At 44.0% G+C, this 13,065-nt stretch carries 17 protein-coding genes; 12 read left to right on the top strand and 5 right to left on the bottom strand.

Annotation, left to right across the window (positions count from 1 at the left end; all coding sequences use genetic code 11):
- From A5868_RS16515 to A5868_RS16505, 3 genes are read left to right on the top strand one after another with little or no spacing between them, the layout of a single operon-like run.
- Positions 1-531 carry a hypothetical protein gene (locus A5868_RS16515; protein ID WP_086304965.1) on the top strand — a complete coding sequence of 177 codons (531 nt, stop codon included), beginning with the start codon at positions 1-3 and terminating at the stop codon, positions 529-531.
- Between the two features lie 24 nt (positions 532-555).
- Positions 556-1,149, top strand: a complete 594-nt coding sequence (locus A5868_RS16510) for a hypothetical protein (protein ID WP_086304963.1) — start codon at positions 556-558, stop codon at positions 1,147-1,149.
- A 29-nt stretch (positions 1,150-1,178) separates the two neighbouring features.
- Positions 1,179-1,421, top strand: a complete 243-nt coding sequence (locus A5868_RS16505; protein ID WP_176281341.1) for an LPXTG cell wall anchor domain-containing protein — start codon at positions 1,179-1,181, stop codon at positions 1,419-1,421.
- Positions 1,422-1,477: 56 nt separating this feature from the next.
- On the opposite strand, the gene A5868_RS16500 is transcribed toward A5868_RS16505, so the two are convergent.
- Both A5868_RS16500 and A5868_RS16495 read right to left on the bottom strand, forming a co-directional pair.
- On the bottom strand, positions 1,478-2,095 hold the full coding sequence (locus A5868_RS16500; protein WP_086304959.1) for an isochorismatase family protein: 618 nt from the start codon (positions 2,093-2,095) through the stop codon (positions 1,478-1,480).
- Between the two features lie 120 nt (positions 2,096-2,215).
- Positions 2,216-3,082: a LysR family transcriptional regulator gene (locus tag A5868_RS16495; RefSeq protein ID WP_086304957.1), complete on the bottom strand. Its 867-nt coding sequence runs from the start codon at positions 3,080-3,082 to the stop codon at positions 2,216-2,218.
- Positions 3,083-3,192: 110 nt separating this feature from the next.
- On the opposite strand from A5868_RS16495, the gene A5868_RS16490 reads away from it, so the two are divergent.
- Genes A5868_RS16490 through A5868_RS16480 form a run of 3 tightly spaced genes read left to right on the top strand, consistent with a single transcriptional unit; the run spans position 3,193 to position 5,120 of the window.
- Complete coding sequence (locus tag A5868_RS16490) at positions 3,193-3,759, top strand: DapH/DapD/GlmU-related protein (protein ID WP_086304955.1); 567 nt, start codon at positions 3,193-3,195, stop codon at positions 3,757-3,759.
- Positions 3,760-3,798: 39 nt separating this feature from the next.
- Positions 3,799-4,254 carry a cyclophilin-like fold protein gene (locus A5868_RS16485; RefSeq protein ID WP_086304953.1) on the top strand — a complete coding sequence of 152 codons (456 nt, stop codon included), beginning with the start codon at positions 3,799-3,801 and terminating at the stop codon, positions 4,252-4,254.
- Positions 4,255-4,256: 2 nt separating this feature from the next.
- A complete protein-coding gene (locus A5868_RS16480) occupies positions 4,257-5,120 on the top strand; it encodes an aldo/keto reductase (RefSeq protein WP_086304951.1) in 864 nt (287 codons plus the stop codon).
- A gap of 57 nt (positions 5,121-5,177) precedes the next feature.
- Here the strand turns inward: A5868_RS16480 and A5868_RS16475 are convergent, their stop codons facing one another.
- Positions 5,178-5,783: a histidine phosphatase family protein gene (locus tag A5868_RS16475; RefSeq protein ID WP_086304949.1), complete on the bottom strand. Its 606-nt coding sequence runs from the start codon at positions 5,781-5,783 to the stop codon at positions 5,178-5,180.
- A gap of 78 nt (positions 5,784-5,861) precedes the next feature.
- Positions 5,862-6,815 carry an SDR family NAD(P)-dependent oxidoreductase gene (locus tag A5868_RS16470; RefSeq protein ID WP_176281340.1) on the bottom strand — a complete coding sequence of 318 codons (954 nt, stop codon included), beginning with the start codon at positions 6,813-6,815 and terminating at the stop codon, positions 5,862-5,864.
- A 188-nt stretch (positions 6,816-7,003) separates the two neighbouring features.
- Between A5868_RS16470 and A5868_RS16465 the strand changes: the two genes are divergently transcribed.
- On the top strand, positions 7,004-7,552 hold the full coding sequence (locus tag A5868_RS16465; RefSeq protein WP_086304945.1) for a TetR/AcrR family transcriptional regulator: 549 nt from the start codon (positions 7,004-7,006) through the stop codon (positions 7,550-7,552).
- Positions 7,553-7,828: 276 nt separating this feature from the next.
- On the opposite strand, the gene A5868_RS19150 is transcribed toward A5868_RS16465, so the two are convergent.
- Complete coding sequence (locus A5868_RS19150; RefSeq protein WP_176281339.1) at positions 7,829-7,999, bottom strand: hypothetical protein; 171 nt, start codon at positions 7,997-7,999, stop codon at positions 7,829-7,831.
- Positions 8,000-8,186: 187 nt separating this feature from the next.
- Between A5868_RS19150 and A5868_RS16455 the strand changes: the two genes are divergently transcribed.
- The 5 genes from A5868_RS16455 to A5868_RS16435 all read left to right on the top strand — a co-directional run bounded on the left by A5868_RS16455 (position 8,187) and on the right by A5868_RS16435 (position 13,009).
- Positions 8,187-8,855 (top strand): DUF2922 domain-containing protein, encoded by a 669-nt coding sequence (locus A5868_RS16455; RefSeq protein WP_086304941.1) that lies wholly within the window; start codon positions 8,187-8,189, stop codon positions 8,853-8,855.
- 310 nt (positions 8,856-9,165) lie between these two features.
- The gene (locus tag A5868_RS16450; RefSeq protein ID WP_086304939.1) at positions 9,166-10,584 is read left to right on the top strand and encodes a 6-phospho-beta-glucosidase; all 1,419 of its coding nucleotides are present in this window, start codon (positions 9,166-9,168) and stop codon (positions 10,582-10,584) included.
- Between the two features lie 356 nt (positions 10,585-10,940).
- Positions 10,941-11,384, top strand: coding sequence for a PTS sugar transporter subunit IIA (locus tag A5868_RS16445; protein ID WP_086304937.1), 444 nt, complete (start codon positions 10,941-10,943; stop codon positions 11,382-11,384).
- Between the two features lie 51 nt (positions 11,385-11,435).
- Positions 11,436-11,720: a PTS sugar transporter subunit IIB gene (locus A5868_RS16440; RefSeq protein ID WP_010779214.1), complete on the top strand. Its 285-nt coding sequence runs from the start codon at positions 11,436-11,438 to the stop codon at positions 11,718-11,720.
- A gap of 26 nt (positions 11,721-11,746) precedes the next feature.
- On the top strand, positions 11,747-13,009 hold the full coding sequence (locus tag A5868_RS16435) for a PTS ascorbate transporter subunit IIC (protein ID WP_010779215.1): 1,263 nt from the start codon (positions 11,747-11,749) through the stop codon (positions 13,007-13,009).
- The last annotated feature ends 56 nt before the right edge of the window (positions 13,010-13,065 follow it).

Genomic DNA, 13,065 nt, shown 5'->3' with positions numbered 1-13,065 from the left:
ATGGAGGAACTCAATAAACAGCCAGAAAATAAGCGGAAACGACTGCTGTTACTTTTGCTTCTGTTGTTATTGTTGAGTGTTGGCGGCTATTTCGTCTATCAGCACTTTAACCAACCAGATACACCTGTGACCGTGGTCAGCGGTGAATTTTTACCAGACGGGAAAGACGCTTCAAAAATCTCGGAAAAAGAACTTCAAAACATGGCTCAGAAAAAAGTCGACGCGAGTCAATTCAATATGGTGATCGCGCCAACCGCAACAGTCGATCAAGACATGACAAGCGATCTATTTATTCAGAATCCGGCGCATAATGGGCATCCCATCAATGTCGAAATTCGTTTAAAAGGGTCAAATGATTTGGTTTATACCTCGGGGGCGATGCAACCGGGTTATGAAATAAAAGGAGCAACCTTAGAAAAAAAATTGGAGAAGGGGGAACATCAGGCAACTGCACTCTTTAGTATTTATGACGATACTACCAAGGAAAAACGCGGTCAAGTCGCGGCAGCAATCACATTTCATGTAGAATAATACCATTTGGAAGGAAGATGAGAGATGAAAAAATTTATCAGTTTAGTAGCGTTATCAAGTTTGATGTTTTTAGCAGTACCAGTAGGAGCGACGGATATTGTTGGAGAAGAATCCGGCGAAATTCCGATCAACGGAACTTTAGGGATGGACAATACAGATGAAGAGGCAAAAATCGTGGAAGGCGAAGATTCATGGATCAATGTCACATTGCCGACAGAAACGATTTTCTATAGTACGAATACTAAAGCAAATGCGCCGATCAAATCACCAGACTACACGATCACTAATAATTCAGGACGTCCAGTGGACATCAAATTCAGTAAATTGACTAAAGACGCGGGTTCAAGCACTACTGATGTAGATTACGACGTGTCATTACGAGGATTTACTACAAATCCTGCTATCATCACTGGTGGTGAAGAGGTTGATCAATCAGGTTCCCCTACGACGATTCATCGATTAGCCAACAGTAAAGGAAAATTATTAGAAGGAGATACGGACGATTCAAGTCCGAAAACAGTGACTTACGGTTATGAAGGAACGGTCAATGAAGACTTAGCTGCTACCGTCAATCATAACTTTGATATGACACTTGAATTTGAGTCTGTTGGCTGGTAATCAAAGGATAATTTCGGGAGGCCATGCAGATGAATGATACGATCAAAGTTACAGGGACCTTGAACATGCCTGTTGAATCGTCTGTTCCAGAGCCTGAGGCTGCTTCCCCCAGTTCAAAGCCTAAAGAAGTGATCCACGCGACTACGCGAAATGAGTATTACCCTCAAACAGGCGAAAGAATGGAAAATGAGTTTTTGATCTTAGGAATTCTGCTGATCTTACTCGCAATCGTTATTTATATGAGACAGCAGTTGAAGATGGAAGCTCAATAGATAAATTAATAAAAAAACAGCTGGGCCAATGAGTGGCTCAGCTGTTTTTGTCATTCTTATCGTAAATTCGAGAAAGCACCGAATTTGGTCAAGAGTTCATCAAAGCCTGGGACGGTTTCTTCGCGGTTCCAATCTCGTTGCAATTCGCAGGCGAGCTGCGCGATCGAAGTCAGTTGTGCACCGGCTTGTTCGACACGGCGCAACGCCGTTTCGTGGGCAATTGAGGAAGTTCCGCCAACGGCATCAACGATTGGATAGACTTCGTAGCCTTCCTTTAAAGCGTCTAATGTCGGGAACGTCAAGCAAGCTTCTGTCCATAGGGCTAAGATCAAGATTTTTTTGCGGCCGGTCGCTTTGATGGCTTCGTTGTATTCTTTGTCTTCCCATGCGTTGATTGAGCTGCGGTCGTAAGAAGGAACGTCTTCTCCCACGGCTTTTTTCAGTACAGGGATCGTATCTGTGTTCCAGCCTTTTTCAACGTTGACGGTTGAAAGGACGATCGGAATATGATAAAGTTTCGCCAGTTCGATCGCGATCTCCGTGTTGCGGATCAGCTCTGAACGGTTCATCGAATTAATGGAATTAATTTGGGTCGGTTGATAGTCGATCACGGTCAATACTGTATTATCAGGTGAGAGTAGCTCGTCTTCTGTTCGTTTCGCATAACTTGTCATTCTATCCACTCCTAATTTTTATTGAGGCCGTCATTTTTCCTTGCAGAAAATGAGGCACAGCCTGTTTTTGACACACCCATTGTAACGCGGAATGGTGAAAAGCACGAAGATTTCGTTTTGTTAGGAAGTGGGCAAAGCGTCTAGAAAACGTCTTGCGGCATTGGAGAACACCTGCTTCTTTTTCCAAATAATACTGATTTTTGCCGTCAGTTCAGGCGCCAGAGGAACAAATACCAAGCCGTTGTTTTCTGTTGGAATGATCCCATCGAGGCAAAAAGCGGCCGTCGTACCTTCTTTTACGAACAACGACGCGTTATACAGCAAATTGTAGCTGCCGGCGATCTTAAATTGACTCAAATTGCCGCCGAGCCATTCGGAAAGCTGGTGGTTCACCATGGTTTGACTAGAAACCAGTAAGGAGTGATCCTTCAAGTCACTGGGGGATACCCTTTCTTTTTTTGCCAGCGGATGGAAGTCATTGACCAGTACGCCCCAGCGGTCTGAAACAGGAAGAGCAAGGTATTCGTATTTTTGCTTTTCCACCGGATCGATCACCAAGCCAAAATCCAGCAGTCCTTTGTCGAGTTTATCCTTCACATCGTCTGCATTGCCGCTGTACATCTCAACTGTGATGTCAGGATACGTGACCATCAGCTCGTTTAAGGTCTTGGCCAAGTAGCGAAAGGCGGGCGTCTCGCCGCCGCCGATTCGGATGGTTCCGCCGATCACGTCATTTTTCTTCAGGTTTGAGGTGGTCGTGTCCACGAGGGAGAGGATCTCTTGCCCGCGGTTTCGCAAGTAGATGCCGTCTTCCGTGAGCGAAATCTCGCGATTGCCGCGGATAAATAATTGGACGCCTAATTCCTCCTCCAGTTCTTTTAATTGTTTGGAAAGGGTGGGTTGGGATAAATGCAGCACCTCTGCGGCCTTACTGATTGTTTTTTCCCTCGCGACAGTCATAAAATAGGTCAAAACACGAATATCCATTTATTTCCTCCTATAGCTAAAAGCGATAGTTAGCTATTCTATATAAGTATTAGTCATCGCTAGTATAGCGAAGTATACTGGACTCAGCAAGTAAAGGGAGGATGATTCGGATGGAACAGGCATTTTTGGCGAAAATCCAAGGCATGGAGATTTTACCTGGCTCCGAAGTGTATGAGGACATTCATAAATTAAAAGCCGATAATGAGCGGCTCGTCATGGAGATGAACGGCGCTTACCATACGCAGAGGGAGCTGCGAGAGTGTTTAGAAAGGATCACTGGAGACACCATTCATGAATCGGTCACCATTTCTCAACCGTTTTACACGGATTTCGGCAAGCATATCTCCTTTGGGAAGGATATTTTTATCAATCAGAATGTGATGTTTGTCGATTTAGGCGGGATCGTGATTGAGGACCATGTGCTGATCGGTCCCATGTGTCGGATCATTTCGGTGAATCATCTCACGGACCCGAAAAAACGCCGCGGCTTGTCTGTTGCGTCAGTAAAGATCGAAGAAAATGCTTGGCTGGGCGTCAATGTGACGGTTTTACCCGGTGTGACCGTGGGAAAAAACGCGATCGTGGCGGCGGATTCGACAGTCACAAAGGATGTGCCGGAGAATGTGATCGTTGCAGGATCACCAGCCAGAATCATCAAAGAAATAGCTTTTCAGTGAGTTTCCCACAAAATTTAAAAGGAAGGTGGGGAATATCGGATGTCTATTTTGCGAGTGATTTTGTTATTTTATATAACACTGGCAGCCCTGACTGCTTGCGCAAAACCTTCTGTCGATACTGCCTCGATCTCCAGCAATGACACTCAGTGGACAATGAATGGGCATCCGCTACAAATAGAACTGGAGGATACGGCTGCTGGCCGGCAGTTGTCAGAGGTTTTGCCCGATCGATTCGTGATGCAGGATTTGAACGGGAATGAGAAGTATTATACACTCCCGAAACGTTTGCCGACGAGTGAAACGCAAGTCGAAAGGATTGAAGCAGGAGACGTGATGTTGTACGGTAATAGGACCCTCGTTGTCTTTTACCGCTCCTTTTCAACCAATTATTCCTACACACGAATCGGTCGAGTGAAAAATAACGAAAAGTTAGCGGATCAGCTAGGCGAGGGGGACACAATGGTGGAACCACGCAGTGATGAAAGGAAGGAATAAGCATGTTAAAAGAGACGTATACATTAACGAATGGAGTAGAAATTCCTAAGATTGGGTATGGGACCTGGAAAATCGCGAACGACCAGGCGACTGAAAAAGTGCTGGAAGCAATTGAAGCAGGCTATCGCCACATTGATACGGCACAGGCTTATGGCAATGAAGCAGGCGTTGGCGCAGCGATCAAAAAAACAACGGTACCAAGAGAAGAGCTGTTCCTCACCACCAAGCTTGCGGCAGAAATCAAAGAGTATGACGGTGCGGTGAAGGCCATCGATGACTCACTGAAAAAATTAGGCGTAGATGTTATTGATCTAATGATCATTCACAGTCCGAAACCATGGGCAGAATTTCATGGCGAGGAGCACTATTTTGAAGGAAATCTCGCGGCTTGGCGTGCACTTGAAGAAGCCTATCAAGCAGGGAAATTGCGTGCCATCGGCGTCTCCAACTTTGAGATTGTCGACTTGGAAAATCTATTGAAACATTCTAAAACCAAGCCCGCGGTAAATCAGGTGCTTGCCCATATTGGTCAAACCCCATTTGATGTCATCGAGTTTTCCCAGAAGCAGGAGATTCTCGTCGAAGCCTATTCACCCATCGCCCATGGTGCGATGCTGAAAAGCAAGACCATCACTGCCTTAGCGGACAAATACAAGGTCTCCATTCCGCAATTGGCGATTCGCTACTGCTTACAGCTGGGTCTGTTGCCGTTACCAAAAACGGAAAATCCAGCGCACATGAAGAACAACGCCGAGGTAGATTTCGAAATTTCTGCTGAGGACATGGAAAAATTAGCTCGTGTAACAAGCGATTTTGATTATGGCAAGAATAACGACATGCCTGTCTTTCGCAGAGTTTTAGGATAACAAAAAAGCGTCTGTCTCTTACGCGAGGCAGACGATTTTTTTGTTATTTAATGAGTCTTAGGCGGTAGGCAAAACGATCCGTTGATTCGTCACAGGATCAATAATGTCCTCCAATTGAAAACGATCATTTTCGTAGGTCAAGTCGAAAATCGTGCAATTCGGGAAGGGGCGCACCAACACGTGCTCGTCTCCAGACCAGACGGATTGAAGAAAGCTTACACAGGCGCCATTATGAGAGACGGCGAGCACTTTTTGATGATCCTCTTGGCTCATAATATGATGCAAGGCCTGCGTGACGCGCTTTTGAACATCTAAGGTCGATTCTCCGCCGAATTGCAGATAAAAGGATTCAAAATACGCTTTTCCTTCCGGCTGTAAAAACTGCTGCTCCCCCTCAAAAGAACCGAAGTTCATCTCCTTCAACTCTTTCAATCGCTGATAATTTTTACTGTCAGTAACCAGCTCCAAGGTGTCACAGGCCCGCTCTTGGGTCGAAGCATAGAGGTGATCAAAGTGGATACCGGTCTCTTTGAAATAACTTTTTGCTCGCAACGCTTGCTGGATGCCATTTTCAGTCAAGGGCGAATCACAAGCGCCTTGCACTTTTTTTAATTGATTAAAAAGCGTCTCCCCGTGACGCATCAAATATAATTTCTTTTTCATGATGTCCTCCTATTGTTCACTCTCTCCATACTATCAAATTAAAGATGGAAGCGCATCACAAAGTTGGGAAAGGACGCTCTATAGCCCAGAAGCCGGCAGCTTTAAGAGTTTCAAGGACTCCTCCAATAGCTGATCTAATGCCTGCTGATCCGTCATTTCTGGTGTCTCGTTCCATTTCCACAAGGCGGGATAGCCCTTGGTATTTTGACGATTGTTCGGTGAATAGACGGCACCTCCTTGGGCATGGGGATCTGTTGCTGCATAGAGCGTGGGCAATGCACCTTCCGCGGCACTTTGTCGGATGCGGGGGAATACCCGAAACAAAAGCGCCCCCATGCGCATTGCGGTGGAGGTGGCCCCAGCGTTTTTTGTCACTAGATTGGTTGCGGCAACACCAGGATTTGCCGCCATCATTGTGATGGGGTACCTTTTTTCGGTGAAGACTTGGTCTAACTTGCGAGCGATTTGCGCTTGCGCTAATTTGGTCTCTAAGTAAATGGTCCAAGCGTTGTAATTGTGGCCATCTACATTGGTCAAATCGATCCTAGGATGACCAGCCGGCAACGACGTCAAATTCACGACACGAGCGGCTTCGCTCCGCTTCAAAAGAGCCAAAAGCTGGATGGTCAAATAAAGTCCGCCTAAATAGTTTGTAGCCCACATCATTTCGAAACCGTCCACGGTGACAGATCGTTCCGCCGGCATCATCAAACCAGCGCTATTGATCAGAATATCTAGACGATCAAGGGGAATATCTTCGCTGAATTTCTTGATGACAGCTAAGCTGCTCAAATCCAACGTGTGATAATAAATATGGCGGTTTCCTGTAGCTTCGATCAGATGATCCCTGGCGTCTTGACCTCTTTGCGCATTTCGTGCGGAGAGATGGACCTCCGCACCCTTTTCAGCTAATGCTCTGGCTGCTTCAAGACCGATGCCGCTGCTTCCACCGCTGATTAAAGCGATTTTTCCAGTCAAATCAGGGATGTCCTTTGTTGTCCAATGAGTTTTTGGTTGCTGATAGGTTGTCATAAATAGTCTTCCTTTCATAAAAAAAGCGATGCGCCTTTGTAATTTGTACTCCTTTAGTAAGTGGCGATAATGCACAGTTGTGCATTTGAATGAAATGAATTATAGTTTATGGCAAACAAACGAGCAATCAAAGCGGCTTGTATTTGGAAAAGATGCACAAAAAACAAAATGTGTGAAGGGGATAAAAAATGAAGTCAAACAGTCGAGGATATAAGAATTTATCTCAGGAATATATTACGAAGGCTCTTTTAGCGTTAATGAAAGAAAAAGCCTATGACGAAATCAGTATCACTGAAATAACAAAAAAGGCGCAACTGGCACGAAGAACCTTTTATTTGAACTTTTCCTCGAAACAAGAGGTGTTAGACGGCTATTTTGAGGTCCTATTCATGGATTTTATGGATTCATTGCGTCAAACCAAGGAGGCGGACCTTTATCATAAAGCACTCGCCTATTTTAACTTTTGGGAGTCACGACGGAGGTTTGTCCTTCTCCTCGAGAAGAATCAGCTATTTGAAGGACTGATCAAAAAATACACAGAAAAGCTGGCGGATCAGCAATACTTCAATTCGTTTAAAGATCTTGGGAAAGACCTGTCTGAAAAAGAACTCGAAATTTTGATCCTTTTTAACGCGGCGGGGCTATGGAAAATGCTGGAATACTGGGCATTAACGAACAACCAAGAATCTGCTGAAGACATGGCGCGAATCTTTTGTAAAATCGTAAGGAATGAGTAAAATAAAGTATTTTATAGAAAAAAATCTTATTAGAAAAAGAGCGTATACGCACTTTTTTCAATAAGATTTTTCTTTTTTCTTAATGGGGAACTATGAAAAAAAGAAATAAGGCACGTTTTTTTGCGTGTAGGTGTTGAAAACACTGGATTGTTCACTTGTGAAATGTGCTTTCTAGTCGACATAAAAAAATTATTGGATTGACAGCGTTTTCTATTTAGGCATAAACTCTTGGTAAGATCCGTGAGAAATAAAAAGAAGGGCGTTCATGAGGATACCCTAACTGCCTGCTTGTCGATACGCATCACTCACTCCAAAGGCCAAGGAGTCTGATTGATGCCTGTTGAGAAGGACGGGTACAGAGAGAAGTACCTTGAAGGATTCGGCTGCTGGATTCGTGAACGACGTTTCAGTTGCTTGATCCCGAGGCTTATTCCACCGATCGATCACCCATTCATACCTCTCTTGAATCAAAAAGGGAGACTTGTTTTATTGTTTTGCCTATTCTCGTCAATACCGATCCTGCCGATGAGACCCAGATGTGTTTTCACGTTCTTTGTGAACGAGGACCTCGAAGGAGAAAGGATCAGTGACGTTCGTTTTAATAAAAATAGTAATTTTGGAAGGAGAAAAATACATGCGAAGTTTAGTTGTAATTTTTGAAAATAGTGAAGGAAAAAATCATCGATGGGTTTTGAAAGATCCAGACGTTACGAAATCACCAGAAAAGATCCGGGCAGAATTAGAGAAAATGACGCGCTTGAATCTTTTTGAGAAGGACGGCGTGAAGCTGTTCCAGAAGGTGGTGAGTGCGAAATTCGTCGAAACGGTGGTGACACCTATCTTTGACGTGACTACAGATGTTGAGAAGACCGCAGAACCTCTGCGTCAAGAGGAATCCGAAGCTAAATCAGTCCCGCAATCAAAAGAAGGGGCGGTAGAATCAGGGATCACGATCCAAATGACGGATGAAGATGACGAAGGTGTCAAACAGATGGAGTTCGTGATCCCAGAAGGCACAGATATCGAGGCCTTGTCTGATCAGGAGCTGTTAGCGCTCTTTAGGGACATTTTGCCTGAAGGCGCGGAATTAGAGGAGCTGTATTACGAAGCGGAGGAAGAGCCGCCCCAAGATACGCTAGTCGATTTGGAGACGCCAGATCTGGAAGGCGAGGCGAAAAAGGAACCCCAGACAGTGCCGGAGAATATCCCCATAACGACGCCAGAGAAGTCGAAAAAGGGCAGAAGACCGAACAAAACCAATCGAAAGCTATTGGAGCGGTTCAAAAAGCATAACTCCATGTAGCACATACGTGATCGAATCAAAATCCAACGTTGGTATTCGAGAACGCAAAAGAAAAACGTTTTATAACAAAGCCAGCAAGCGCCTTTTCATTTGTAGGAACAGGAAAAGTCTCGCCTATGCGAAAAAGCGCTTGCACAGGCTTGATTTTCAGTGCTATAATTCAGATAAAATAAACACAAACTGGATAGTGATTGCTTTATGCAAGCTAAACCTGTTGACAAAATAACACGTGAGAAACGTGTATTTGTTGACGGGTTTTTCTTTTGGGTAAAGTAAAGACATCTAATTTTACGGAAAAGAGGAACGATACATGGTATTTCCAAAAGGGTTTTTATGGGGCGGCGCAACGGCTGCCAATCAATGTGAAGGCGGCTGGAATGAAGGCGGCAAGGGCGAGAGTATCCCTGACCATATGCGGGCAGGCGGGCTGCATAAACGACGGGTCATGACAGAGGAGATCGATCCGCAAGGCTATTATCCGAACCATGAGGGTATCGACTTTTATCATCGCTACAAAGAAGACATTGCACTATTTGCGGAGATGGGCTTTACTGTTTTTCGCTTGAGTATCGCCTGGTCACGGATTTTTCCGAAGGGGGACGAGACGGAACCGAATGAAGAGGGACTGGCCTTTTATGATCAGGTTTTTGACGAATGTCGGAAGCATGGGATCGAACCGTTAGTGACAATTAGTCATTTTGAGCTGCCCTATGCGCTGGCTGAAAATTACGGCGGCTTCGCGAATCGCCAAACGATCGACTTTTTTGTTCGTTATGCGACGACGCTTTTTGAACGATACAAGGACAAGGTCAAGTATTGGCTGACCTTCAACGAAATCAATTTTGGGACATTGCCATTAGGCGGGCGCAATCTTTTAGGGATCTTGGACAAGGAAGACAATGAGGAACGCCGCTATCAAGCGCTTCACCATATGTTCATCGCAAGCGCTTTGGCAGTAAAAATCGGGCATGAGATCAATCCAGAATTCAACATTGGGTGCATGCTGGCGTATATGACGATGTACCCGTTGACGTGTAAACCGGAGGACGCATTGGCAAATCAGGAATTGGTTAAAAAGCTAAACTGGTTCTGCGGCGATGTTCAAGTCAAAGGGAAATATCCGTATTATATGAAGCATTATTTTGAAAAGCAGAATATTCATCTGGAATTCGCAGCAGACGATGAAAAGATTTTACGAGAAGGCACGGTCGATTTTTACACCTTCTCCTATTATATGACCAGCTGCGTAACGGCAGACCTTGATGAAAATGGGGATCGCGTGGGCGGTAATTTATTCGGCGGCGTGAAGAACAACTATTTGGAAACCAGCGAGTGGGGCTGGCAAATTGATCCTGTCGGTCTGCGCTTCACCTTGAATGAATTGTACGATCGTTATGAGATTCCTTTAATAATCGTGGAAAACGGGCTAGGTGCTGTCGATCACGTGGAAGAAGACGGCACGATCCATGATAGCTATCGCATCGAGTATTTCCGACGCCACATCGAGGAGATGGGTAAAGCAATCGAAGACGGCGTCGATTTGATCGGCTATACGCCTTGGGGCTGCATCGATCTCGTTTCTGGCGGGACAGGCGAAATGTCGAAACGCTACGGCTTCATTTATGTCGATAAAAACGATGAAGGCAAGGGGACTTTTGACCGCAGCCGCAAAGACAGCTTCTATTGGTATAAAAAAGTCATCGCCAGTAATGGGGGAGAGTTGGGGTAGATGCGCTTGTCATTGATGAACAAGCGTAAAAATGGCTCGTTTTAGAAAAACAGCATAAATCAACGGATGAAAGACGAATCAATTTCCTGATTCGTCTTTTTGCTTTGGTCAAAGGAGTTAAAAGTTAGTCCGTACTTTCTAATGGATAAGAAAAAAAGTGAACTGTCTTTCGAAAGAAAACAAGATTTAGTCCTGAGAAAAAGGGGAGGTAGGACACTTGTCTATAGGTAAGGCTGAAAACGGTTCACTTCTTCTCGTTATGCAAAAATAAAGCGAACTGACTTAGCATTGTAGAGGGATGCGTTATCAAATATAGTGAGTGTGTAAAGCAAATGCATAAGAAAGAGGTGAGATACATGTTGCAAGAAAGCATCGAAGAATCCTATATTCAATTAGATGTAGAAGCTGAAAATTTTGAAGAGGCGATCAGAAAATCATTTGATCCGTTGATAGAAAACAAGGCGGTTACAGAAACCTATGTAGAGTCAGTTATTCGAATTTATCACGAAACAGGTCCTTATATCGTAATAACTAAAAATATCGCCTTGCCTCACGCTCCAGTAGAAGACGGAGCCAAAAAATTGGGACTAGGTTTTGTAAGACTGAAGGTGCCAGTCGTTTCAGGTCATACAACGAATGATCCTGTCCGATATTTGTTTCCGCTCAGCGCTAAAGCCAGCAATGAGCACATCGAGCTACTGTCAAAATTAGCTGATTTATTGAGTAAAAAAAGTTTCATCGAATTTTTACAAAACGTATCTTCAAAGGAAGAATTCGTTCATTATTTTAACAATCAATAAGACAAACAAACTAAATTTCATCCGTTTGTCTAAAAAAGGGAGAGAAGAAGTATGTATAAAGCATTAGTCGCGTGTCGAGCAGGAGTAGGATCAAGTTTGATGCTAAAAATAAAAGTATCGGAAGTTGTTAAAATGAATAATTTTCCTATTGAAGTAGAACATTCGTCATTAGATGGTGTCCCAGGATTTGGTGGGCAAATGATCATTACTTTACCAGATGTTGCAGAAGAACTTGCACAAAAAAATCTACCATACAAATTGATTGGGATCAGTAATATCGTGGACAAAGATGAAATCAAGGCAAAATTAGAGGCAGCCTTAGCTGAATTAGGATAAAGAGGGGTTTGGGAGGGAAATAAAAAATGGATTTTTTTATTAGTTTCTTAAGTACACCAGCAGTCATGTTAGGAATGGTGGCATTCATCGGATTGGTTGCTCAAAGAAAGAGCGGGACCGAAGTATTGACGGGCACCTTTAAAACAATTATTGGTTTCTTAGTGTTCAGTGCAGGGGGCTCGATTATGACGGGCGCCTTGCAAAACTTTAACCAATTATTTCAAAAAGGGTTCCATATCCAAGGAGTTGTCGCTTCACCTGAAGCGGCTACTGCGTTGGCTCAAACTGAGTTCGCATTTGTTACAAGTTGTACGTTGATCATCGGTTTCATTATGAACCTTGTAATTGCAAGAATCACACCCTTTAAAAATATTTTCTTTACAACCGGACATAGTCTATTTTTCGCGTGCGTATTATCGTTAATCTTAAAAGCGCATCATGTAGCAGATGTTCCAGCAATTATTATTGGCGGGTTATTATTAGGATTCTTCTCAGCAGCTTTGCCAGAGTTATGTCAGCCATTCATGCGCAGAATCACGAACAGCGATGCTACTGCAATTGGTCACTTCAATATGATTGGGTACGCTTTGTCGGGGTACATTGGCATGCTTTTCAGTAAGCATAAAGATAAAACTACGGAACACATCAACTTCCCTAAGTGGTTGTCTTTTTTCCGAGATTTCTTAATGGGTGTTTCAGTTGTCATGTTGATTTTGTTTTATGTATCTGCATTAAAAGCAGGGCGTCCGGCTGTTGAAGAATTGGCTGGCACACAACATTGGTTAGTATTCCCATTTGTTCAAGCGTTTACGTTTACGGCGGGGATGTCGATCTTAATGACAGGTGTTCGGATGTTTCTATCAGAGATCACCGCGGCCTTTGTTTCGATCTCTGAAAAATTTATTCCAAATTCACGTCCGGCATTGGATGTGCCCACAGTCTTTCCATTCGCTCCAACAGCGGTAATCGTAGGCTTCTTGTCTTCCTACACCGCGGGATTGATCGGAGTATTTTTAATGGTTGCTCTTAAATTTCCAGTAGTTATCATCCCAGCAGCGCACATCTGCTTCTTTTCAGGCGGAACTGCGGGAGTATTTGGAAACTCCACTGGCGGGTGGCGAGGTGCTGTCGTAGGGTCATTCGTCATCGGATTGCTATTGGCATTTTTACCTACTGTTCTTTATCCACTATATGGCACATTAGGCATTGAAGGATCAACATTCCCGAATATTGATTACAACGTGATGGGAATAATGTTAGACAAAATATTGTCACTATTTGGTAGATAGAAGAAACAGACTTAGTGATGAGGCTTCGCTAAGTCTGTTTTTAAAAAAGAGAGGTC

The organism is Enterococcus sp. 12F9_DIV0723, from assembly GCF_002174375.1.
Classification (GTDB): Bacteria; Bacillota; Bacilli; order Lactobacillales; family Enterococcaceae; genus Enterococcus_A; species Enterococcus_A gilvus.
The sequence above is the reverse complement of the archived record's forward strand: the minus strand, read 5'-3'. Positions and strand labels throughout refer to the sequence as shown.